General features: G+C 62.5%; 20 protein-coding genes. 13 read left to right on the top strand and 7 right to left on the bottom strand.

The window, feature by feature from the left end:
• Positions 1–14: 14 nt before the first annotated feature.
• The gene (locus tag ACYQ2U_RS03635) at positions 15–551 is read left to right on the top strand and encodes a cytochrome b (RefSeq protein WP_459948964.1); all 537 of its coding nucleotides are present in this window, start codon (positions 15–17) and stop codon (positions 549–551) included.
• A 139-nt stretch (positions 552–690) separates the two neighbouring features.
• Here the strand turns inward: ACYQ2U_RS03635 and ACYQ2U_RS03630 are convergent, their stop codons facing one another.
• The 3 genes from ACYQ2U_RS03630 to exaC form a co-directional block, all read right to left on the bottom strand.
• Complete coding sequence (locus ACYQ2U_RS03630; protein ID WP_459948963.1) at positions 691–1,020, bottom strand: c-type cytochrome; 330 nt, start codon at positions 1,018–1,020, stop codon at positions 691–693.
• A 27-nt stretch (positions 1,021–1,047) separates the two neighbouring features.
• Positions 1,048–1,464 carry a DUF779 domain-containing protein gene (locus tag ACYQ2U_RS03625; RefSeq protein WP_459948962.1) on the bottom strand — a complete coding sequence of 139 codons (417 nt, stop codon included), beginning with the start codon at positions 1,462–1,464 and terminating at the stop codon, positions 1,048–1,050.
• A gap of 120 nt (positions 1,465–1,584) precedes the next feature.
• Positions 1,585–3,105, bottom strand: a complete 1,521-nt coding sequence (exaC, locus tag ACYQ2U_RS03620) for an acetaldehyde dehydrogenase ExaC (RefSeq protein ID WP_459948961.1) — start codon at positions 3,103–3,105, stop codon at positions 1,585–1,587.
• A 306-nt stretch (positions 3,106–3,411) separates the two neighbouring features.
• Between exaC and ACYQ2U_RS03615 the strand changes: the two genes are divergently transcribed.
• Positions 3,412–5,232 (top strand): sigma-54-dependent Fis family transcriptional regulator, encoded by a 1,821-nt coding sequence (locus ACYQ2U_RS03615; protein ID WP_459948960.1) that lies wholly within the window; start codon positions 3,412–3,414, stop codon positions 5,230–5,232.
• Positions 5,233–5,257: 25 nt separating this feature from the next.
• On the opposite strand, the gene ACYQ2U_RS03610 is transcribed toward ACYQ2U_RS03615, so the two are convergent.
• Positions 5,258–5,914: a response regulator gene (locus tag ACYQ2U_RS03610; RefSeq protein WP_459948959.1), complete on the bottom strand. Its 657-nt coding sequence runs from the start codon at positions 5,912–5,914 to the stop codon at positions 5,258–5,260.
• Positions 5,915–6,113: 199 nt separating this feature from the next.
• On the opposite strand from ACYQ2U_RS03610, the gene ACYQ2U_RS03605 reads away from it, so the two are divergent.
• Genes ACYQ2U_RS03605 through ACYQ2U_RS03595 form a run of 3 tightly spaced genes read left to right on the top strand, consistent with a single transcriptional unit; the run spans position 6,114 to position 9,144 of the window.
• Positions 6,114–8,015: a methanol/ethanol family PQQ-dependent dehydrogenase gene (locus tag ACYQ2U_RS03605; protein ID WP_459948958.1), complete on the top strand. Its 1,902-nt coding sequence runs from the start codon at positions 6,114–6,116 to the stop codon at positions 8,013–8,015.
• A gap of 54 nt (positions 8,016–8,069) precedes the next feature.
• The gene (locus tag ACYQ2U_RS03600; RefSeq protein ID WP_459948957.1) at positions 8,070–8,669 is read left to right on the top strand and encodes a pentapeptide repeat-containing protein; all 600 of its coding nucleotides are present in this window, start codon (positions 8,070–8,072) and stop codon (positions 8,667–8,669) included.
• Positions 8,670–8,688: 19 nt separating this feature from the next.
• Entirely contained in the window at positions 8,689–9,144 is a 456-nt protein-coding gene (locus ACYQ2U_RS03595; protein WP_459948956.1) for a c-type cytochrome, read from the top strand.
• 81 nt (positions 9,145–9,225) lie between these two features.
• Here ACYQ2U_RS03595 and ACYQ2U_RS03590 read toward each other — a convergent pair whose 3' ends face one another.
• Positions 9,226–9,606 (bottom strand): c-type cytochrome, encoded by a 381-nt coding sequence (locus ACYQ2U_RS03590; protein WP_459948955.1) that lies wholly within the window; start codon positions 9,604–9,606, stop codon positions 9,226–9,228.
• Positions 9,607–9,718: 112 nt separating this feature from the next.
• On the bottom strand, positions 9,719–11,440 hold the full coding sequence (locus ACYQ2U_RS03585) for a PQQ-dependent methanol/ethanol family dehydrogenase (RefSeq protein WP_459949240.1): 1,722 nt from the start codon (positions 11,438–11,440) through the stop codon (positions 9,719–9,721).
• Positions 11,441–11,874: 434 nt separating this feature from the next.
• Between ACYQ2U_RS03585 and ACYQ2U_RS03580 the strand changes: the two genes are divergently transcribed.
• The 8 genes from ACYQ2U_RS03580 to ACYQ2U_RS03545 all read left to right on the top strand — a co-directional run bounded on the left by ACYQ2U_RS03580 (position 11,875) and on the right by ACYQ2U_RS03545 (position 20,845).
• A complete protein-coding gene (locus tag ACYQ2U_RS03580) occupies positions 11,875–12,651 on the top strand; it encodes a quinoprotein dehydrogenase-associated SoxYZ-like carrier (protein ID WP_459948954.1) in 777 nt (258 codons plus the stop codon).
• Positions 12,648–13,604 (top strand): quinoprotein relay system zinc metallohydrolase 1, encoded by a 957-nt coding sequence (locus ACYQ2U_RS03575; protein ID WP_459948953.1) that lies wholly within the window; start codon positions 12,648–12,650, stop codon positions 13,602–13,604. Before ACYQ2U_RS03580 ends, ACYQ2U_RS03575 begins: the two co-directional genes overlap by 4 nt.
• Positions 13,605–13,611: 7 nt before the next feature.
• Positions 13,612–14,349: an energy transducer TonB gene (locus ACYQ2U_RS03570; RefSeq protein ID WP_459948952.1), complete on the top strand. Its 738-nt coding sequence runs from the start codon at positions 13,612–13,614 to the stop codon at positions 14,347–14,349.
• Positions 14,346–15,761: an ATP-binding protein gene (locus ACYQ2U_RS03565; RefSeq protein WP_459948951.1), complete on the top strand. Its 1,416-nt coding sequence runs from the start codon at positions 14,346–14,348 to the stop codon at positions 15,759–15,761. The genes ACYQ2U_RS03570 and ACYQ2U_RS03565 overlap by 4 nt, the downstream gene beginning before the upstream one ends.
• Entirely contained in the window at positions 15,758–16,405 is a 648-nt protein-coding gene (locus ACYQ2U_RS03560) for a response regulator (protein WP_459948950.1), read from the top strand. Before ACYQ2U_RS03565 ends, ACYQ2U_RS03560 begins: the two co-directional genes overlap by 4 nt.
• Before the next feature lie 152 nt (positions 16,406–16,557).
• The gene (locus ACYQ2U_RS03555; RefSeq protein ID WP_459948949.1) at positions 16,558–18,669 is read left to right on the top strand and encodes a TonB-dependent receptor family protein; all 2,112 of its coding nucleotides are present in this window, start codon (positions 16,558–16,560) and stop codon (positions 18,667–18,669) included.
• A 364-nt stretch (positions 18,670–19,033) separates the two neighbouring features.
• Positions 19,034–20,161, top strand: a complete 1,128-nt coding sequence (locus ACYQ2U_RS03550; RefSeq protein ID WP_459948948.1) for a porin — start codon at positions 19,034–19,036, stop codon at positions 20,159–20,161.
• 195 nt (positions 20,162–20,356) lie between these two features.
• Entirely contained in the window at positions 20,357–20,845 is a 489-nt protein-coding gene (locus tag ACYQ2U_RS03545; RefSeq protein WP_459948947.1) for a DUF302 domain-containing protein, read from the top strand.
• Between the two features lie 59 nt (positions 20,846–20,904).
• Here ACYQ2U_RS03545 and moaA read toward each other — a convergent pair whose 3' ends face one another.
• On the bottom strand, positions 20,905–21,969 hold the full coding sequence (moaA, locus tag ACYQ2U_RS03540) for a GTP 3',8-cyclase MoaA (protein WP_459948946.1): 1,065 nt from the start codon (positions 21,967–21,969) through the stop codon (positions 20,905–20,907).
• Positions 21,970–22,077: the final 108 nt, after the last annotated feature.

Here is a 22,077-nt window from a genome sequence, read left to right as displayed (position 1 = left end):
TGCCAGGAGTCGCCATGAGCTTGCAACGCTATTCCCTCCCCGCCATCGCCCTGCACTGGCTACAGGCCGCTCTGATCCTGGTCCTGCTATCCCTGGGCTTCTGGATGGGGACCCTGCCCAAGGGACCGGACTTTTCCGCCGCAGTGGGCCTGCACAAATCCCTGGGGCTATGTGCCCTGATGCTGATCGTCCTACGCCTAGGCTGGCGGTTGCGCCATGCCCCGCCCCCGACGCCGGAGTTCCTTCCCCATTGGCAACGCAAGGCGGCGGAGCATACCCATCGCCTGTTGTACCTGCTACTAGTGCTCATGCCCGTATGCGGCTACCTCTCGGCCTCCTTCACCAAATATCCAATGAAGTTCTTCGGCCTGCCCATTCCACGCCCCTGGGGGCCTGACGACGGACTCAACGCCTTCTTCAACGGCGCCCATAAGCTCGGTGCCCTACTGCTCTGCCTGGCCCTGATCCTGCACATTGCCGCAGCCTTGCACCACGCCGTCCGTCGTGACGGCATTCTTTCCCGGATGCTGCCGGGGCAGCGGGATATGTAACGCCACTTTGTTTAAAAATAAAACAGTTGCTCCACCATGGAGCAACTGTTTTAGAAGACCTGGAACACCTTCACCTTTCGGATCGACGAACCAGTGCCGCCTTGGCGTCACATACGAGGGACGCCCTTGGCAAGCGACGTCACTTCAAGCCGAGAATCCACTCGATAGCCGTGTTCAAGTCGGCATCGCTGATCTTGTCCGGACCATTGGGAGTCATGGGAATCTCTCCCCAGACGCCACTGCCCCCGTTGCGTACCTTGTGCGCCAACTTGGCCACCGCACCAGTGTCGCCCCGGTATTTCTCGGCCACGTCCTTGTAGGAGGGCCCCACCAGTTTCTTGTCCACGGCATGACAGGCCACGCAGCGGGCTTTCTTGATGATGGCCTCGTTGGCATGGGCAACAGGCAGCGTGAGCGCAAGGCCCACGACGAGGCTGAGGGTGGCGAAGGGAGAAACAATTGCTTTCATGGTTTACCTCGTAGTCAATGAAATTGATCAACCAGCCTCATCGGGCCTGGCTGTTGCAGCACCGGCTGTTACGTCACCATCGGCAGCTGCGGCTTGCAGATCGGCCCATTCCTCATCGGTGAACAGCCGAGAGCGCAGGATGAAGGTCCAACCCTCGGGTCCTTCCAGGGAAAAACCGTTGCCGGTACCCTCGGCGGCGTCGATGATGAGTTGGGTGTGACGCCAGTATTCGTACTGGTAGGCGCTGATGTAGAAGGGACAGTCACCGACTTCCCCGAGCAGCAAATCCGCTGGACCGACGATGAACTCTCCTTCGGGATGACACATGGGGGAACTGCCATCGCAGCACCCCCCTGACTGGAAAAACATCAGGGGACCGAATTTTTCCTTGAGGCAGTCGATCAAGGCCAACGCGGTTTCCGTTGCCACCACCTTTTTCGTCATGACGACCTCCGGGCTCGGGATGCATTAGAGAAAAAAACGGGCGACCGAAGTCGCCCGAAAGACTTACACGCAGTGGAAGTAAGCAATACCGAAAGGGCGCGAGGCGCCCCTTCATGGAACTTAGAAAAAGCCCAGGGCCTTGGGGCTGTAGCTGACCAACAGGTTCTTGGTCTGCTGGTAGTGGTCCAGCATCATCTTGTGGGTCTCGCGACCGATACCGGATTCCTTGTAGCCGCCGAAGGTGGCATGGGCGGGATAGGCGTGATAGCAGTTGGTCCACACCCGACCAGCCTTGATGCCGCGACCCATGCGGTAGGCGGTGGAACCATCGCGGCTCCAAACACCGGCACCGAGGCCGTAAGGGGTATCGTTGGCGATTTCCAGGGCTTCCGCCTCGGTCTTGAAGGTGGTCACCGCCAGCACGGGGCCGAAGATTTCTTCCTGGAAGATGCGCATCTTGTTATGGCCCTTGAACAGGGTCGGCTGGATGTAGTACCCCTCCTCCAGCTCGCCGCCCAGGTGGGCGCGGTCGCCGCCGATCAGGCACTGGGCGCCTTCCTCCTTGCCCAGCTTGAGATAGGACTGGATCTTGTCCATCTGCATCTGGGAAGCCTGGGCGCCCATCATGGAGTCGGTGTCCAGGGGGCTACCCTGCTTGATGGCCTTAACGCGGGCCAGGGCGCGCTCCATGAACTTGTCGTAGATGGACTCATGGATGATGGCACGGGAGGGGCAGGTGCATACTTCACCTTGGTTGAAGGCGAACAGCACCAGACCTTCAATGGCCTTGTCGAAGAAATCGTCGTCGTGGGCCGCCACGTCGGGGAAGAAGATATTGGGCGACTTGCCGCCCAGCTCCAAGGTGGCGGGAATCAGGTTGGTGGCGGCGGCCTGGGCGATGACGCGGCCGGTGGCGGTGGAACCGGTAAAGGCGATCTTGGCGATGCGCTTGCTAGTCGCCAGGGGCATGCCGGCTTCGCGGCCAAGGCCGTTCACGATGTTGAGCACGCCGGGAGGCAACAGGTCGGCGATCAGTTCCACCAGCAGCAGGATGCTGATGGGGGTGGACTCGGCCGGTTTGAGCACCACGCAGTTCCCGGCGCCGAGGGCGGGCGCCAGCTTCCAGGCTGCCATCAGCAGGGGAAAGTTCCAGGGGATGATCTGACCGACTACGCCCAGAGGCTCGTGAAAATGGTAGGCGATGGTGTTCTCGTCGATCTCGCTGATGGCGCCTTCCTGGGAACGCAGGCAGCCGGCGAAGTAACGGAAATGGTCGGAAGACAGGGGCACGTCGGCGTTCAGGGTTTCGCGGATGGCCTTGCCGTTGTCCACGGTCTCGGCATAGGCCAGCAGTTCCAGGTTGGCATCGATGCGGTCGGCGATCTTGAGCAGGACGTTGGAGCGCTCGGTGGCCGATGTCCGTCCCCACTTGTCGGCGGCGGCATGGGCGGCGTCCAGGGCCAGATTGATGTCTTCTTCGGTTGAGCGGGCAGCCTGGGTATAGGGCTTGCCGGTGATCGGCGTGATGACATCGAAATATTGGCCCTTGACCGGAGCAACCCACTTGCCCCCGATGAAGTTGTCGTACTTGGCCTTGTATTGGATTTTTGCACCAGCGGTGCCGGGGAGTGCGTACAGCATGTGTTCCTCCTGATGTCTGTCGGTGATTTTTTGATGGGCAACGCGATCGAGCGTTGCCCCCACACCAGCATCTAACATGCCAGGACTAAAAATTTTGCCTGTAAAGCTTTAAGGCCCCAGCGCGACATCCCATCCCTCAGGGGATAAGCCTGGCATCAGGGGGAATGGCCGCTACCGACAGGGGCAAACCTGTTCCATTTTTTGACAGATGTACCAAGCAAGAGCATCGGCGCCACGTGAACCGCCGCCCACGACGGATTTCACCGCGCCATTGCTCGCGGCACGTTTCATGCGATCAGCGTCGCCATGCCCCCCCCCACCACCAGCGAGCTCATCCATCGATCCTGGCAGCGTTGCAATCAGCGCGGCCAGGACAGCCGACATTACCCGGCGGCGGCCCCCGTGGATCGCCACAAGCTCAGCCGCTTGATGGAGCAAAACGACCGACTGGTCTCCTATGCCCAGCCGCTCATTGAACACTTGCACCAATCCCTCGCCCGGACCTCATCCTTGATCGTGCTCGCCGACGGCGAGGCCACGATACTTCGGGTCATCGGCGCCCAGGGGTTGATGGCGAGAAGCATCACCATCCACTTGGTTCCCGGCGCGGATTGGCGCGAAGAGGCAAGGGGAACCAATGCCCTCGCCCTCGCGTTGATCGAAAATCAGGCCGTGGCGGTGGTCGCCGAGGAGCACTACTACGCGTGTCAGCGGTTTTTACGGGGCGTGGCCTGTCCCATACCGCAACCGGCATCGCCCGGTGGCAATATCGGCGTCCTTGGCATCCTCGGCGATGGTGACCTTTCCATCCCCCTCGGCCGGGCCCTGATACAAAACGCCGTAGACCTCATCGAAACGCGCCTGGTGAAAACCCATCCCGAGGGCTGCCGCGAGGCCGGTATCGCCCACAGCCAGGAAGCCCTGGAGACGCCCTTGGAGGGTCTTCTGATGTTGGACCGGGGGCAGAAAATCATTGCCGCCAACCGACGGGCGCGACAATTCATCGGCATGGGTCATGGCCTTCCCCTGGGGGAGGCCCTCGGCCTTTCCGTTACTGAAAAGCAGCTACTAGGAAAAACCACCGAGTCGATCACGCTCGAACCGCCCCCGGGGCGCGAAGAAGGGCTCTGGCTGCGACTGGGTCCGGCGCTTCATTCACCCGACGCCGAACCCGGCCACGGCTCGAACGGCCATCCGGTCGATGGCGCCCCCCTGCTTGCCCTCGACAGCGGGGATTCCCGCATGCGGGTCACCATCAACCGCGCCATGAAGGTTGTGGACCGCAACATTCCCCTGGTCATCCAGGGCGAAACCGGCACCGGCAAGGAGGTCTTCGCCCGTGCCTGCCACTTGAGTTCCCGCCGCCGCGACGGGCCATTCGTTGCCATCAATTGCGCCGCCATTCCCCCGCCCCTGATCGAGGCCGAGCTGTTCGGCTACAGCGAAGGTGCCTTTACCGGCGCGCGCCAACAGGGCGCGCCGGGAAAACTGAGGGAGGCGAATGGCGGCACCCTTTTCCTCGATGAAATCGGGGACATGCCCTTGTCGCTGCAATCCGTCCTGCTCCGGGTACTCGAGACGCGGAGTGTCACGCCTCTTGGCGGTGGCCGCGAATACCCCCTGGACATTGCCATCATCTGCGCCAGCCATCATCCCTTGCAGGAAAAAGTCGGCAGCGGGCATTTTCGCGCCGATCTGTTTTTCCGCCTCAACGGGATCACGCTCTGGCTGCCCCCCTTGCGCCAACGATCGGACCTGCCGAGCCTGGCCAGGCGGATTCTGGCGGAGGAAGCGGACAACCAGCCACCGAGCATCAGCAGCGATGCGATGGACCTGCTGCGACGCCACGACTGGCCGGGCAACATCCGGCAGCTACGCAACGTCCTGCGCCTGGCGGCGGCATTGATTGACGACCAGGATCCCTGCTTGCGCCCCCATCACCTGCCGGCGGAAATGACCGACCCCGCCCCCCTGCCGCAAGCGCAAAACGATGTCAGCCTACGCAGTTGTGAAATTCGCCTGGTCAGGGAGGCGGTGGCCCGTTGCGGCGGCAACATCTCTGCCGCCGCCCGGGAGCTGGGGATTACCCGCACCACGCTCTATCGAAAACTACAGCAGGAAGGTTGAACCTCCCTTCCGTGCGGGCTGTGGCTCAGGCCCGACCTTCCCACCCAGCGGGTGCGGCAATGAGACCGTGACGGGCGGCAAGCTGGAACAAGGCCATATCACCGCTGACTTCCAGTTTCTGACGGATGGCCGACATATGGTTAAAAATCGTCTTCGGACTCAAATGTAGTTGTGATGCGATCCGGATGGTGGCTTCCCCTTGCACGGTTAGCCGAAGAATTTCAAATTCCCTCGGCGTCAGGCGATGCATGGGACTGCCTCCGTCCAGCGATTGCAAGGCAATGGATTGCGCCATGGTGGGAGAGAGCACCCGCTCGCCACGAAATACACGACGGATACCATCCAGCATTTCCGTCGGCTCGGCATACTTCGTCAAATAGCCCAGCGCCCCAGCTTTCAGTGCCTGCACCGCGAAATCGGGCTCATCGTGCATGCTGAATACCATCGCCCGCAAGGTTGGTTGCCGCGCCAGCAAACGGGTAATTGCCTCGATGCCGCTGCCGCAGCGCAGGGACAAGTCCACCACGGCCACATCGATGGCTTCCGCCCGCAGAAAAGCGCAGGCCTCTTCCGCCGATGCCGCCTCGGCCACAACCACCATGTCGCCTTCGGCATCCACCAGGCGGCGATAGCCGGTCCGTACCACAGCATGGTCGTCCAGCAGCATTACTCGAATGGTCATGTTTTCCTCCTTGTTTTTGTCCGTCGCCGTTTTCGGCTTCGACAAACTATGCAATTTTTGTCCCACAACACCCCCGCTATCCCAGGGAAGATTTCCTGACCAGCAAGGGGGGCAATCCCAAGCCCCATATCGCAACGCCTCCTAGACTGAAATTTCCCGTGATAGCGGGATCGACGAACAACATTCAGGAGGAGAATTTGTGAGCACCTTATCCACCCCATCCCTGGCAACCGACAAGCCCCGGACTCCGGGTCGAGTTTTACGCCCCCTGGCAGCAGCCATCGCCCTCACCCTGGCCGGCAGCACCTGGGCCGCCGGCGCCAAGGTCACCTGGGACGACATCCAGAACGACGACAAGACCCCGGGCGACGTACTGTCCTATGGCCTCGGCCTCAAGGCCCAGCGTCATAGCCCCCTGACCAAGGTCAACACCAAGAACGTGGAAAACCTGGTGCCCGCCTGGAGCTTTTCCTTCGGCGGCGAAAAGCAGCGTGGCCAGGAAGGCCAAGCCCTGGTCCAGGATGGCGTGGTCTATGTGACCGGCTCCTACTCCCGGGTCTACGCCCTCGATGCCAAGACCGGCAAGCGCCTGTGGCAATACGAGCACCGCCTGCCCGAGGACATCCGTCCCTGCTGCGACGTGGTGAACCGTGGCGCCGCCATCTACGGCGACAAGATCTATTTCGGCACCCTGGATGCGGGCATCGTCGCCCTCTACAAGGACACCGGCAAGGTGGCCTGGTCCAAGAAGTGGGGTGACCACAAGATCGGCTACACCATGTCCGGCGCCCCCTTCATCATCAAGGACCAAAAGACCGGCAAGGTGCTGCTGGTGCACGGCTCCTCCGGCGACGAATTCGGCGTGGTGGGTTGGCTCTTCGCCCGCGACCCGGACACCGGCGAGGAAGTCTGGGCACGGCCCCTGGTGGAAGGCCACATGGGCCGACTCAACGGCAAGGACAGCACCCCCACCGGCGATGCCAAGGCGCCCTCCTGGCCCCGGGACAAGGACGGCAACCTGGTGGAGGCCTGGCACCACGGCGGCGGCGCCCCCTGGCAGACCGCCAGCTTCGACGCCGAAACCAATACCGTCGTGATCGGCGCCGGCAACCCCGCGCCCTGGAACACCTGGAAACGCACCCAGGAAGGCGACGATCCCCGCCACTGGGACAGCCTGTTCACCTCCGGCCAGGCTTACGTGGACGCCTCCACCGGCGAACTCAAGGGTTTCTTCCAGCACACGCCCAATGACGCCTGGGACTTCTCCGGCAACAACTCGGTGGTGCTGTTCGAGTACAAGGACAAGAACGGCAAGCTGGTGAAGGCCTCGGCCCACGCCGACCGTAACGGCTTCTTCTTCGTCACGGATCGCACCAAGCTGGCCGAAGGCGCCGGCTATCCCAACAAGCCCACCGCCCTGATCGGTGCCTGGCCCTTTGTGGATGGCATCACCTGGGCCTCCGGCTTCGACCTGAAAACCGGCCGTCCCATCGAAAAGGACAACCGGCCGCCGGCGCCCAAGGACGGCGCAGACAAGGGTGAGTCCGTTTTCGTCTCGCCCCCCTTCCTTGGCGGCACCAATTGGCATCCCATGTCCTACAGCCCCAAGACCGGCCTGTTCTACATTCCGGCCAACCATTGGGCCATGGACTACTGGACCGAGAAGCTGACCTACAAGGCCGGTTCCGCCTACCTGGGCCAGGGCTTCCGCATCAAGCGCCTGTTCGAGGATCATGTCGGCGTGTTGCGTGCCATCGACCCCAAGACCGGCAAGATCGCATGGGAACACAAGGAGAAGTTCCCCCTCTGGGCGGGCACCCTCACCACCGCTGGCGGTCTGGTGTTCACCGGCACCTCCGACGGCTACGTGAAGGCCTTCGACGCCCAGAACGGCAAGGAACTGTGGAAGTTCCAGACCGGCTCCGGCGTGGTCTCCGTGCCCATCACCTGGGAACAGGATGGCGAGCAGTACATCGGCATCGCTTCCGGCTACGGCGGTGCGGTCCCCCTCTGGGGCGGCGACATGGCCGAGCTGACCAAGCAGGTCACCCAGGGCGGTTCCTTCTGGGTGTTCAAGCTACCCAAGATGGCGGCACGCTGATGCCGTCCGGCCGGAGCGGCAACTTGCCGCTCCGGCTTTTTTTCAGGAACCAACATGCGCATACCGTTTTTCCTTCGCCGGATGTCCTTCTGCGCTTGTCTGGCGACCTCGGTCGTCCACGGCCAGGAAACCGTCGAACCCCTCATCATCAATGGCTGCCCTATCTGGCCCTATACCCGTTGTCCCGGGGCGGACCTGCGCCATGCCGACCTTGCCGGCAAGGATCTGGCAGGGGCCGATTTGCGGGGTGCCAAGCTCACCCGGGCCGACCTGCGGGGCGCCAATCTGGCTGGCGCCTGGCTGGACGAGACGGATTTGACCGGCGCCCGGCTGAACAAGGTGAATGCCCCCGCCGCGCACTTTCGCAAAGCCAAGATGATTGGCGCCGATCTTGAGTTTGCCCGTCTGATGCGTAGCGACCTGAGCGGCGCGGATTTAACCGGCGCCAATCTGGAAGCTGCCCGTGCCAACTTTGCCTGGTTCGCCGATGCCCGCCTGGTGGGGACCAACCTCCAGGAAACCAAGTTTGTCTCGGTGAACTTCAAGAATGCCTATATCGAAGGCAGCGTGCTGCGCTACACCATCTTCCCCGACTGTTATTTCGAAGGCTGCCAAGGCTGCCCCAAGGACTGGTATGGCAATCAATCGGACTAAACCGCGGCGTCATCGCAGCTTGCTGACCGTCGTCTTCTGCATTGCCACACTGTTCGCCATGGGGCTAGACGCGGCGGAAAACCTTCCACCCCCAGAAGGACAACTGCCACCGCTTGGCGATTCGAAGACGGAGAGCAATCCCTACCGGGATCGTGCCGATATAGCGACCATTGGTCGTGAGATCTTCAATCACAACTGCTCGCGCTGCCATGGCGTCGATGCAGTCGCCAGTGGTACCGGCGCCATGCCGGCCCCCGACCTGCGGCGCTTGGGTGGCTACTGCCGGCGCTTGGCGGAGGGATCCTTGAAGACCACATGTCGCGACGACACGGACGCCTACTTTCTCAAATCCGTGCTGAAGGGAAAAACCATCGTGGGCATTGAACACATGCCGGCCTGGGAAAACATCCTCAACCGGGAATCCCTATGGGCGATCCGTACCTACCTGGAGTCCAGGGGAGGAAAGCCCCGCTGACCGGCCCACCACAGTGGTCGAGGTGTCCGTCACTGTTTCGTTTTGCAGCAGTAGCGGAACACCTCGACCAATCAGCAGCAATCACTTCAGGGCCAGAATCCAGTGCACCAGTTTCTTGGCGTCGGCCTCGTTGATGGCCACCGCGTTGGGAGGCATGGCCAGGCCGCTGACCTTGTCCTTCCAATGGCTGCCGTAGGGATTGGACCCTTGCAGCACCGTCTTGAGCAGGTTCTCGGCGGCCTTCTTGTCGCCCTTGTAGCGCTTGGCAACGTCCTGCCAGGCAGGACCGATGGGGGCCATGCCGTTGGGACCGGGCTTGCCGGACTCGACACTGTGGCAGGTGAAACAGCCGGAAGCGGAGGCGAGCTTGGTCATCTTCTCGTCCAGGGTGGCATCGGCCAGGGCAATCTGGCCGACGGGAAGCAACGCCAGGGCACAGATCAGCTTGCGGGGGGACAACATGGTTTTTCTCCTTTATCAACGCACACGAAAAGCAAAACGCCGGTCGGCATCAGCCGAACCGGCGCAAGACCCATGCCCGCGATAGGGGCATGGGTTTGATCGGGGGGATCGATCAGGACTTGTGCAGCTTGAACACCCAGACGGAACCACCTTGCTCCAGGTAATTCACGCGCTTGGCCACATCGCCGCCCCACAGGGGAACGGCGCCACCCCAACCGGACACGACGGAGATGTACTGCTCGCCGTCCTGTTCCCAGGTGACGGGCGGGGCCACCACGCCGGAACCGGTCTGGAACTGCCACAGTTCCTTGCCGGTCTTGGCATCCACGGCCTTCAGGTAGCCCTCGGGCGTTCCATAGAACACCAGGCCGCCGGCCGTGGTCAGCACGCCGCCCCAGAGGGGAGCGTAGTTCTTGTTTTCCCAAACGATCTTGCCGGTGGCAGGATCCATGGCACGCATCACGCCGATGTGGTCTTCGTGAGTGGCCTTGATGGTGAAGCCGGCGCCCAGGTAAGCAGCACCCTTCTTGTAGGACACGGGCTCGTTCCAGATGTCCATGCCCCATTCGTTGGCGGGCACGTAGAAGAGACCGGTCTTGGGGCTGTAGGCCATGGGCATCTGGTTCTTGCCGCCAAGGAAGGACGGCGCGGAGAACACGGTGGTGCCCTTCTTGCCGTCAGCACCGGCGGAAGGATCGCCAGGACGGTTGGAATCCACGTAGTTGGGACGACCGGTCTTCAGGTCGATGCTGGTGGCCCAGGTGATTTCCTTGACGAAGGGGAAGGCGTTGATCAGCTTGCCATTGGTCCGGTCGAGCACGTAGAAGAAGCCGTTACGGTCAGCCTTGCCGCCAGCCTTGACGACCTTGCCATCCTTGCCCTTGAGGTCGAAGGACACCAGTTCGTTCACACCGTCGAAGTCCCAGCCATCGTGGGGCGTGGTCTGATAGTGCCAGACGATCTTGCCGGTATCCGGGTCGATGGCCACGGTGGAGGAGGAGAACAGGTTGTCGCCGGGACGCAGGTGGCTGTTCCAGGGAGCGGGGTTGCCGGTGCCGGCGAAGATCAGGTTGGTTTCGGGGTCGTAGGTGACGCCGTTCCAGGTGGCGGCACCACCGGTCTTCCACAGGTCGCCGGTCCAGGTGGCGTTGGTGGTACCGGAAATGCCGTTCTCGATCTTGTTGCCGTCCTTGTCGAACTTGTAGCCCATGTGACCTTCAACGGTAGGACGGGTCCACACCAGCTTGCCGGTCTTGGGATCGCGGGCGTCGATGCGGCCTACGGCGCCGAATTCACCCCCAGAGATGCCGGTGATCACCAGCCCCTTGACGATCTGGGGAGCGGCGGAGGCAGAGTAGCCGGCCGCATAGTCGTCCAGCTTTTCCTTCCAGACCACCTTGCCGGTGTCCTTGTTCATGGCCACCAATTGGGCGTCCAGGGTGGCGAAGATCACCAGGTCGCCATAGATGGCCGCGCCGCGGTTGATCACGTCACAGCAGGGCATGATGCCGTCGGGCAGGCGGTGTTCGTACTTCCACAATTTCTTGCCGGTCTTGGCATCCAACGCAAAGATACGGCTATAGGAGGCGGTGACGTACATCTTGCCATCGAAGATGATGGGCTGGGATTCCTGGCCCCGTTGCTTTTCGCCACCGAAGGAAAAGGACCAGACAGGGACCAGGTCCTTCACGGTCTTGGTGTTGACCGCACTCAACTCGCTGTAGCGTTGCCCCTGGGTACCCAGACCGAAGCTGAGTACGTCCCCCTTGGTCTTGGCGTCGTTCACGATGTCGGCGTCGGTCACTTCCTTCGCATGGGCCTGGCCCAGCCCCATCAGAGCGGCAGCGACCAGGGTCAGGGCAAACGCCGTGCGCCCGGTTTTATTTACCTGTTTCATTCAAAAGCCTCCTTGGTTATAGGTTTGTTTCAACGACCCGGCCCCACACCCTGACGCCGCGCCGTGGATGCCCTAAGCGCAAAGCCCGTGCCAGGGAAAAATTCCCGCATTTCACGGGCATTGCGGGAAACGCCCAAATACTTTCTGCTTCAAATATCGTCACCTGCTCCAAGCTGGAACAGACGGCCGGCAGCAACACCCTCGCATTTCCATCACGGCCAAACCGGCCATGACCGTCACTGCCGCCCTGCTTTGCCAATGCGGGCATTTCGCGCCAAGACAGCAAGCGCGGCACGAAGCTTGCAAAACGCAACTGCACAAAAACCGGCCGCAGATGCTGTTCGCAGGACCGGGAAAAAAACGGAGGAGCAATGGGTTCAAGACACACGCTGATGGCGATCGCCTGGCTGTGGACCGGGCTGGCGATGGCCGCCGGGCCGCAGGCCGATCCCCTCGGCTCGCCCCGCTGGGGTGACATGCGCAAGGAATTCTTCGCCAATGCCAAGGTGGTATTCGACGACCGGGTCGAGGTCATTTCTCCCCAGGTGGCGGAAGACCCCCTCAATGTGCCGGTGACGGTGGATGCCACGGCCCTGGGCCAAGTGCAGACCATATTGGTCTTCGCCGACTTCAACCCCATCCTCCACGCCCTCAGTTTCACCCCTCGCAGCGCGGGCGCCTACCTGGGCTTCCGGATTAAGCTGCAACAGTCGTCACCGGTTCGGGCCGCCGCCAAGACGGCTGACGGCGTCTGGCACGTAGGCGGCACCCTGGTCACCACCACCGGCGGCGGCTGTACCGTGCCGTCCACCGGCAGCGCCTCGCCGGAATGGCAGCAGCGCCTCAACGAACTGAATGGCCGCGTCTGGCAGCAGGGCGACAGCGAGCGCCTGCGACTGCGCATCATCCACCCCATGGACACCGGCCTGTCAGGCAGCACGCCAGCCTTTTTCCTGCAACAAATCACCATCAGCGACGCCAAGGAACAGGTGCTGATGGTCATCGAACCCCATGAACCGGTGGCGGAGAATCCGGTGTTCACCCTGCGCCTGCCCGGCGCGGCGGCCGCCGATGGCAGTAATAAGCGCATCCAAGTGAAAGGCCGCGACAACAACGGCAACCGCTTCGAAAGCTGGGTGGAGCAATGAAGAAGATTGCCTCCCGGCTTGCCTCTCTCTGCGCCCTGCTGGGCTGGACCGCCCTGTTGGTGGCGGCGGATTTCGACTACGGCCTCAAACCCCGTCAGATCGCCACCGGCACCTACGTGCTGGAAGGACGTAACGAGGACTTCAGCTTCGCCAATGGCGGCAACATCGTGAACACCGGGTTCATCGTCACCGAGACGGGGGTCATCGTCATCGACAGTGGCCCTTCCCTGCGCTATGGCGAGCAGTTGCGCCAGGCCATTGCCGCCATCACCGACAAGCCGGTGCTGCGGGTTTTCATCACCCATGCCCACCCGGATCACTTCCTCGGCAATCAGGCCTTTCCTGTGGCGACGCTCTACGCCACGGCGACGGCCAGGGAACAGATGCAGCGGGAAGGCAACGCCTTTGCCGAGAACATGTACCGCCTCAACGGCGACTGGATGAAGAGTACCGAATCCCTGCCACCAGCCCAGACCATCGGTGCCGGACACATCAGCCTTGGCGGTCACGAACTGGAACTGTTGTCCCTGCATGGCCACACCGCCAGCGACCTGGCTCTTTACGACCGGACCACCGGCGTGCTCTTCGCCGGCGACCTGGTGTTCAACCACCGGGCACCCACCACGCCCCATGCCCGCATTGCCGACTGGCTGGCCTCCCTCGACGCCCTGGAAAACTTGACCCGACAACCGGGCTTCACACGGCTGGTGCCCGGCCACGGGGCGGTGGCCGCCGACGCAGCCCCCATCGTCGAAACCCGTGCCTACCTGCAATGGCTGACGAGCACCATCCGCCAGGGGGCCGAGCAAGGGGAGGACATGAACGAGGTCATGGCCCACGCAAAGCCTGCTGCCTTCCGCGACATGGCAGTCATCGACAGCGAGTACCGCCGCTCCGTCGGTCACCTGTTCCCCGCCGCGGAACAGGAAGCGCTGAAACCCCATCGGCATTGAGCCCCCCATGGACGTCCAGCTGAGCGCACCGACCTTCACCTTCCACCGCCCGGCCACCGGCGCCCGGCCCGGCCCGCTGCTGTTTTCGCTCTTGGGCCACGGCCTGCTGCTGGCCTTGCCACTGGTCACCTTGCAGTCGCCCGCCATCAAGCTGCCGCCCCTGTCCGTGACTCTGCTGGCGCCGAGCAATAACGCGCAAGCAGGGACAGAACCCGCCATCACCACACCGCCACCCACCAAGGCCCAGCGCGTCCCGATGCCCACCACGGCGACGTCCAGTCTCTCGCCCGTATTGACGATGCCAAGCAACATTCCTGTGATGGCGACGACAACGGCGCCTGAAGCGCCAACCGAGGTCGTCAAGGCCACGCCGCCCAGTACTGCGGCCAATATCGTGGCCACTGGCAATGCAGCCCCCCAAGCCCCGTCGACGCAAGGCAACAACGCCCTGGCGCAATACGGCCAGTCTCTGAGCGACTGGCTGGCCCGCCAACAGCACTATCCCCGCCTCGCCGAAATGCGCGGTTGGGAAGGCGAGGTGCGACTCCATCTGCGCATTGCCCGCAAGGGCGCCTTGGTGGATGTGCAGATCAGTCGTTCCAGCGGCTACGACGTGCTCGACCGTAGCGCCCTGCAATTGGTCCAGGGGGCCACCTTGCCGCCGCCCCCGGCCAACCTCACCCTGGGCAGTGAGGAGACCCTGGACATCACCGTGCCGGTGCACTACCGGCTGCGCCGCTCATGATCACCCACCTTCGCCAACCCTTCACGCGTCTGGCTTCCCTGAGTTTGAAAACCAGAGTCAGCCTGCTCTGCACGACCCTGGCCTGCGTGCTGCTGCTGTTCCTCGGCAGTCTCTGGCTGACCCAAACCCGCAACAGCATTCGTGAAGAAATCGAAGCGGCGAGCCGCGTTGCCAGCCAATGGCTGATCGCCCTGGATCGCCAAGGCCTGCCCCCGCATCAGGCTCTGGCCCTGGTACAACAAGTGGGTCGCGTTCGCGCCAACGACCTGGACATCGTGGATGTGGACGGTCGCCTGATCTACCGCGCCCCGTCTCCCAGTTACAAAGCGGGGCGACACGCACCGGCCTGGTTTGCCGCCCTGGTCCAGCCGGACTTTCCTCCCTTGAACCTGCCCCTAGCCACCCATACCGTTCATCTGCAACCCGACCCCTCCCGCGCCGCCCTCGATGCCTGGGACGAACTGACCGCCATGACCGGCTGGGCACTGACCCTACTGACCTTGCTGTTCCTGGCCATGCGCTTCGCCCTGAATCGCAGCCTGCGTCCCCTGGCGGAAGTCATGACCGCCCTCGACAAGACCGGCCAGGGCGAATTCGCGACCCGCCTACCCCTCTATCCGGTGCGCGAGTTGCATCATCTGGCTTGCAGCTTCAACGCCATGAACGACCGACTGGACGCGGCCATCCGCGACAACGTACGACTGCAAAGTGAACAGGCTGTCGCGGGTGCCATCAACCGCCACTTGGAAGAAGAACGCAAGGCCATCGCCCGGGAACTGCATGACGAACTGGCCCAGGGAGTCACCGCCGTTCGGGCCCTGGCCGGCGCCATCGCCCACAAGGGCCGCAACGACAGCACCCTGCATGGGGCCGCCCAAAGCATCCTGGCCGTGGCCGGTGAAATGCAGCAGGGAGTCACGCAGATTCTCCGGCGCCTGCGGCCAACCCTGCGGGATGGCGGTCTGGAGCGCGCCCTGGAACAGCACCTTTATCTCTGGCAGGAACGCCACCCCGCAGTGCGCGTCCACCTGGCCCTGGCCCCCGAAGCTCTGTATCAACTGGATGAAGCCTGCTCCCATGCCCTGCTGCGCACGGTGCAGGAAGGCCTAACCAACGCCGCCCGCTACGCCGATGCCCGCACCATCTGGATCACCCTGGACACCGAGGGCAATGCCTTATCGCTGCGGCTTGACGACGACGGAAAAGGATTGGCTGCCAATGACGCCGCCCGAGACGCCACCCGACTGGGCTCCGGCCTCGGCCTGACCGGTTTGCAGGAACGCCTGGAAGCCCTGGGGGGCCGACTGGCGCTCGGTGCGAGCCCTCACGGCGGCGCCTGCCTGCAAGCCATCCTGCCCACACCCCATGCCTCCCATTCACCGACGCCCCTATTCGAGAAAGACCGATCATGAACGACCGCCTGAACCAATGCACCGTGTTACTGGCCGACGACCACGCCCTGGTCCGTCGGGGCTTTGCCCTGCTCTTGCAAAGCGCCGGAGCCCAACAACCCCTGGAGGCCGTCAGCGGCGAAGAGGCCCTGCGCCTCTATGGCGAACATCAGCCCGACCTGCTGGTGATGGACGTCTCCATGCCCGGCATGGGGGGGCTGACCGCCTTGGAACGACTGATGGCCTGGCATCCCCAGGCGAAGGTGTTGATGCTCTCGGCCCACGTCGACACCGTGACGCCTTTGCGCGCCCTGCGCTTGGGGGCCACCGGCTACATCGCCAAGCACTGCGAACCGGAAGCCTTCCTCAGCGCCGCCCGCCAGGTCTTGGATGGCAGGCGCACCCTGGATCCGAGCCTGGCACCGGCCCTGGCCATGGCCCAGCTGGGGGAAGGCGGCCATCCTGCGGAAACCCTGACCGACCGGGAGTACGCCGTTTTCCTACAACTGGCCCGGGGCCGTTCCGTGCAACAGGTGGCGGGCGACCTGCATTTGTCCAGCAGCACCGTCGGCACCCATCTCTATCACATCAAGCAAAAACTCCAGATCGACAACGGCGCGGAAATGGCATTGCTCGCGGTTCGTTGTGGACTGATCGAGGCATAGGGCGGATTGAGCTGCCGCCATTCGAGTTGTCTCATGATTTTCATGAGGTCCGAATGGCGATCGCAACGAGGCCAGTACGCAGCCAAAGGCCTATGCTCGGTCTTGCCTCCTCTCCCGAACCCACACCCCTCCGGAGACGAATCGAGATTCACATGTCCCAATTGAAACGGTTTACCCCGCGCCCCAGCCGCCTTGCTTTGCTGATCCTGTCCGCACTTGCCGCCCCGGCGATGGCGGCAGAAATCGAACTGGATCCGGTCATCGTCACCGGTACGCGCAGCGAGCACAAGAGCTTCGACTATGCGGCCTCCATCGATGTGGTGAACGGTGAACGGATCGACGCCGCCCAGGCCAAGGTCAATCTCTCCGAGGCCCTTGCCGCCGTGCCCGGCATTACCGTGCTCAATCGCCAGAACTACGCCCAGGACTTGCAGATTTCCTCCCGGGGCTTCGGCGCCCGCTCCGCCTTTGGCGTGCGCGGCATCAAGCTGATCACCGACGGCATTCCCGCCTCCACACCGGATGGCCAAGGGCAGGCGGCCACCTTCAATCTCGACACCGCCGACCGCATCGAGGTCCTGCGGGGTCCAGGCTCCGTGCTGTACGGCAACAACGCAGGCGGCGTCGTCCAACTGTTCTCCCGTACCCCCGGCAAGGACAATGCCCTGTCCGCCAATGTGAGCGCCGGAAGTTTCGGCAGCGTCAAGGTGGACAGCAATATCGAAGGTCACGCCGGCAATGTCGGCTACCTGCTCGACGCCTCGGACTTCACCACCGACGGTTACCGCGACCATAGTGCCGCCAATCGTCAGCAGAGTTACGGCAAGATGCTCGTTCCCATTGGCGACGACAGCCTGCTGACCGTGGTGGGCAGCGCCTTGAAACAAAATGACACCCAGGACCCCCAGGGCCTGGATTGGAACACGGCCACCACCAGTCCCCGCAGTGTCACGGCCAACACCTTGCTCTACAACGTGCGCAAGAGCATCGACCACCAGCAAGTCGGGGCCACCTTCGAACGCATGCTGGGTAGCGGTACGCTGGTCGTTTCCGCCTATGCCGGCAACCGGGAGGTCACCCAATATCAATCCATTCCCAAGGCGACTCAGGCGAATGCCAAACAAGCGGGTGGGGTGGTCGCCTTTGATCGCGACTTCACTGGCGTGGCCTTGCGCTGGACGCAGAAGAACGATTTTGCAGGGGGCCTTTTGACGACCACTGCCGGTTTGGATATCGATCGATCCTCCGATGACCGCAAAGGGTACGAAAACTTCATCGACTTTGGCGGCGGCAACGTTGTGTACGGCGTCAAGGGAGCACTGCGTCGCAACGAAACCGATACGGTGCTCAGCACCGATCCCTACATCCAGACCGAGTGGCAGCGGGGGGAGTGGCTGCTTTCCGGCGGACTCCGCCACAGCAACGTGCGCTTTGACGTCAAGGACCATTTCCTCAGCAACGGCAACGACGGTGGCAACGTTTCCTACAGTCAGACCACACCCTCGGCCTCCGCCCTCTATCGCCTGACCGACCGGGTCAATGTCTATGTCAGCGCCGGCCGTGGCTTCGAGGCGCCAACCTTCAACGAGCTGTTCTACTCGGGTGCCAACGGCACCTTCAGCTTCGACCTGAAAGCCGCCACCAGCCGGCATTTCGAAGTGGGAACCAAGACCTTGATCGGCGACAATAGCCGCATCAACCTAGCCGTCTTTCAAATCGATACGGACAATGAAATTGTCGTGGCCGGTTCCAACGGGGGACGCACCAGCTACAAGAATGCAGGACGAACCTCGCGCACCGGTGCCGAGTTGTCACTGGACACCACCTGGTCCCATGGCTTCAGCGGCAAACTGGCGCTGACGGCGATCACGGCCACCTATGAAGATAGTTTCACCAATGGCAGCACCGTCGTTGCCGCTGGGAAGAAACTTCCCGGCGTTCCCAACGCCAGTCTTTTCAGTGAAATCGCGTGGAAAGGTACGCAAGGCCTGAATGCCGGCGTTGAGCTCATCGGCCAGGGGAAGACCTATACGGAGGACACCAACCAGCTTGGCGCCGCGCCCGGCTATACCATCCTCAATCTACGCATCGGCCTGGAACAAAAATCCGGCCCCTGGCTGGTCAAGGAGTTCTTCCGGATCAACAATCTATTCGACCGTCGCTACATCGGCTCTGTCATCGTCGGCGACAGCAACAAAAACTACTACGAACCTGCCCCTGGGCAAAATTGGCTGGTTGGCGCCAGCATCCGCTACCGCTACTGAGCCTCTGCGCTCCAATCCTGCTCCCTTGCACCCCGCCGCCATCGCTGGCGGGGCCTTTCCCGTGAACACGAGTACCACCGTCCGTTCGCCCCATCGCGGTGTCACATCCTGAAACAAAGGGGGAACATGTGCGCATATTATTTATACATAAACAAACTATATCGAAAGCTTTACGAACGGCATGATCTTCATGCCGCCCCTGGAATCCCGCATTCCAAGGGCTTCCTGGCAGGACACCTGACTCTCCTCGGTGACTGGCATGCATTTCGCGAAGGTGGCCTACCGGCCATTTTCCGATGGCAAAGGGAGAAGATCATCCGGACGAAAAACCCGGATGGGAATACAACATCTGAGGAGACTATTGATGTCAAAGAAAATCATGGCGCTGGCCTTGGCCGCTGCATCGAGCGCTGCACTCGCACAATCCAACGTCACCATTTACGGCAATGTGGATGTGGGCTGGGTCAATACAGGAGGAAGCAATGGAGGATCCGCCAGCACATCAAACCGAAATGCCGTACAAAGTGCCGGTTCCCAGAGCTATATCGGTTTCAAGGGGGCCGAGGATCTCGGCAACGGATTGAAATCTATCTTTGACCTGCAATACCGCATCAGTCCTGACGAAAATACGGGGCTTACCCAAGCCGGGCATCAATACGTCGGCTTCACCGGTGGCTTCGGCACCGCCGTGGCAGGTTACCTGGACGGCATTCGCTACGGCATCTTCGGCAAATACAACCCCTTCGGCAACTATTCGATCGGCAACTTCGCCTCGATGACCACCCAGTACGACCGCGCGGCGAATGCGGTGGCCTATATCTCGCCGACCATGAACGGCTTCACCCTGGTACTTGCGGCGGCAACCAACACCCAAGGGGCGGAAGGCACTCTGAATGGCGTCCACGTTCCGGCCGGTTCGGCCGGTGGTAACCGCGGCGATGACCGCCTTTTCTCAGTCAACCTCCAGTATGCCAATGGCCCCCTCAACGCGGACGTCGATTACGAGACGACCCGTGCCGTCGGTTATGACAACAGCCGACTCTACGTCTTCACCACCGGCGCGTCCTACGACTTCGGCCCAGTCAAGGTCGGCGGCGTCTACGACATCATTCACGGCGACCCCAACTCCCTGATCGGCGGCAATATCGATTTGGACTCCACCAAGGCCGGCTTGCAGAATCTGGGCAACCTGGCTGCGGGTCAAAGCTATGACCGGCGCAACTGGTTCATCGGCGCCTCCGTCCCACTGGGCAGGACCAGTCTCCTGGCCAGCTACGGCAAGGTCCAGGACCGCACCCTGAACAGCGCCGATGCCAGCAAATGGGCCGTCGGCGTCCGCTACGCCCTGTCCAAGCGGACCGAGCTTTATGCCGACTATGCCCACATCAAGAACGAAAGCAATGCCTCGTTCCAGATCAATCCCAATGGCAACTCCGCCGGCTCGAGCAATGGGGTGAATGGCTTCGCCCTCGGGATGAAGCACGCTTTCTGAGCAATACCCCTTGGCGCTCCCCGGCCTGGACACGTCGCCAACCCGACGTTTGCCCGGCCCAAGCGCCAAAGGGATTACCGAGCTGTCCTGTGTGTGATCTCCTAGCTTGCTACGGTGCCTTTGGGCACCGTTTTTTTATCTTGGGACAGACCTCGGGCACAATGGCGGCATAGCCATCCTTTTTCCGTTCCTGCCATGCTTCATCCGCCGCCTGCTGTTCACCGCCTTTTTCTTCTCGCGCTACTGAGTCTGTTCGTCCTGGCACCATGCCAGGCCAAGGCCGGCGATACCCATCCCGAACTAATGGTGAACGCCACCCTGGCCGATGCGCAGGAAGTATTGCAGGAGGTGATCGAGGAGGAAGGTCTGATCCCGAGTCCGCCGACCCATATCAGCGACATGATGCTGCGCACCGCGCCGGCCTTGGGCAAGACGAAGCCGGTCTATGCCGAGGCGGTGGTCATCCCCTTTTGTAGCGCCAAGGTGGGCTGGCAGCTGGTGGAGGAAGATCCCCGCCAGTTGACCCTCTGTCCCTTTGCCGTGGCCCTGTACACCCTGCCCGGTAGTCCTGGCACGGTGCATATTTCCTATCGGTCCCCAGGCACCGCCACGCCGGCCCTGAAAATAGCCGATGGCCTGCTGCGGAAAATCGCCGCCACGACCTTGCAGCGGCTCAAGCGCTAGGCGCTGAAAACAAAAGCAACGCTGGAGCGAACAAGCGGCGCGCCGTCCCGCCCAGGCGGTCAGCCGCCGATGTAGGACATCTCGATGCGCTTGAGGGGAATCACCCGCCCCGGCTCGCGCTGGCCCTGGGCGCGCAGTTCCGAATAACGGTCAACGCGGGCGGACCACAAATCCGCCAGGGCCTCGGTCAATGCGGCCTCGTCGGCACCGGCACGCAACAGGGCGCGCAGGTCGAAGCCCTCGTGGGCGAACAAACAGGTGTACAACTTGCCTTCGGTGGACAGACGCAGCCGCGTGCAGTCGCCGCAGAAGGCGCGGGTGACCGACGAGATGACGCCCACCTCGCCCGCGCCGTCGCGATAACGCCAGCGCTGGGCCACTTCGCCGGGACTGTGGGGCTCCAGCGGTTCCAGGGGGAATTCGGCATCGATCATTTCCAGCACCTGGGCCGAGGGCACCACCTGGCCCAGATGCCAGCCGTTGCTGGTGCCCACGTCCATGAACTCGATGAAGCGGGGGATATGGCCCGTGCCGCGGAAGTGGCGGCAAATGGCAAGGATCTCCCCTTCGTTCACGCCCTTCTGCACCACCACGTTGATCTTGATCCGGGCGAAGCCGGCAGCTTCCGCTGCGGCAATGCCCGCCAAGACGTCGGCCACGGGATAGGCCGCGTCGTTCATGCGCTGGAAGATGTCGTCGTCCAGGGCGTCCAGGCTCACGGTGATCCGGCCCAAGCCGGCATCGCGCAGCGCAGCGGCCTTTTTCGTCAACAGCGAACCGTTGGTGGTGAGGGCCAGGTCGATATCGGGAATCGCCGCCAGGGAGGCGACCAAATGCTCCACGCCCCGGCGCAACAGGGGCTCGCCGCCGGTCAGGCGGATCTTGCCCACACCCTGGGCCACCGCCAGACGGGCCACCCGGGCGATCTCCTCCAGACTCAGCAGGTCGGTCCGGGGCAGATAGGGGTAGTCGGCGCCGAACACCTCCCGCGGCATGCAGTAGGTGCAACGGAAGTTGCAACGATCGGTGATGGAAATGCGCAAGTCGCGCAGCGCCCGCCCGCGCTGATCGAGCAGCGAGGGTGCGGTGGCAATCCGCGTTTGCGGGGCGAGACGGTCATCCATGGCGATATAAGCAACGAATCATATTTCGAGCATATCACCAGCTTTCGCCAAATTCGCTTGACGCGAATCATGTAATTCACGCCCCGGGCTCGCCAAAATACCCCTGAC

Source organism: Denitratisoma sp. agr-D3 (genome assembly GCF_054658675.1).
Note: the sequence above shows the minus strand (reverse complement) of the source record. Positions and strands in the feature narration are given on the sequence as shown.

Excerpts from the sequence above, each read along its gene's own strand:
- exaC (WP_459948961.1), bottom strand. The coding sequence starts at position 3,105 with ATGCTGTACGCACTCCCCGGCACCGCTGGTGCAAAAATCCAATACAAG.
- ACYQ2U_RS03635 (WP_459948964.1), top strand. The coding sequence starts at position 15 with ATGAGCTTGCAACGCTATTCCCTCCCCGCCATCGCCCTGCACTGGCTA.
- ACYQ2U_RS03570 (WP_459948952.1), top strand. The coding sequence starts at position 13,612 with ATGGACGTCCAGCTGAGCGCACCGACCTTCACCTTCCACCGCCCGGCC.
- ACYQ2U_RS03550 (WP_459948948.1), top strand. The coding sequence starts at position 19,034 with ATGTCAAAGAAAATCATGGCGCTGGCCTTGGCCGCTGCATCGAGCGCT.
- ACYQ2U_RS03555 (WP_459948949.1), top strand. The coding sequence starts at position 16,558 with ATGTCCCAATTGAAACGGTTTACCCCGCGCCCCAGCCGCCTTGCTTTG.
- ACYQ2U_RS03630 (WP_459948963.1), bottom strand. The coding sequence starts at position 1,020 with ATGAAAGCAATTGTTTCTCCCTTCGCCACCCTCAGCCTCGTCGTGGGC.
- ACYQ2U_RS03585 (WP_459949240.1), bottom strand. The coding sequence starts at position 11,440 with ATGGGGCTGGGCCAGGCCCATGCGAAGGAAGTGACCGACGCCGACATC.
- ACYQ2U_RS03590 (WP_459948955.1), bottom strand. The coding sequence starts at position 9,606 with ATGTTGTCCCCCCGCAAGCTGATCTGTGCCCTGGCGTTGCTTCCCGTC.
- ACYQ2U_RS03545 (WP_459948947.1), top strand. The coding sequence starts at position 20,357 with ATGCTTCATCCGCCGCCTGCTGTTCACCGCCTTTTTCTTCTCGCGCTA.
- ACYQ2U_RS03565 (WP_459948951.1), top strand. The coding sequence starts at position 14,346 with ATGATCACCCACCTTCGCCAACCCTTCACGCGTCTGGCTTCCCTGAGT.
- ACYQ2U_RS03610 (WP_459948959.1), bottom strand. The coding sequence starts at position 5,914 with ATGACCATTCGAGTAATGCTGCTGGACGACCATGCTGTGGTACGGACC.
- ACYQ2U_RS03600 (WP_459948957.1), top strand. The coding sequence starts at position 8,070 with ATGCGCATACCGTTTTTCCTTCGCCGGATGTCCTTCTGCGCTTGTCTG.
- ACYQ2U_RS03625 (WP_459948962.1), bottom strand. The coding sequence starts at position 1,464 with ATGACGAAAAAGGTGGTGGCAACGGAAACCGCGTTGGCCTTGATCGAC.
- ACYQ2U_RS03615 (WP_459948960.1), top strand. The coding sequence starts at position 3,412 with ATGCCCCCCCCCACCACCAGCGAGCTCATCCATCGATCCTGGCAGCGT.
- ACYQ2U_RS03560 (WP_459948950.1), top strand. The coding sequence starts at position 15,758 with ATGAACGACCGCCTGAACCAATGCACCGTGTTACTGGCCGACGACCAC.
- moaA (WP_459948946.1), bottom strand. The coding sequence starts at position 21,969 with ATGGATGACCGTCTCGCCCCGCAAACGCGGATTGCCACCGCACCCTCG.
- ACYQ2U_RS03575 (WP_459948953.1), top strand. The coding sequence starts at position 12,648 with ATGAAGAAGATTGCCTCCCGGCTTGCCTCTCTCTGCGCCCTGCTGGGC.
- ACYQ2U_RS03580 (WP_459948954.1), top strand. The coding sequence starts at position 11,875 with ATGGGTTCAAGACACACGCTGATGGCGATCGCCTGGCTGTGGACCGGG.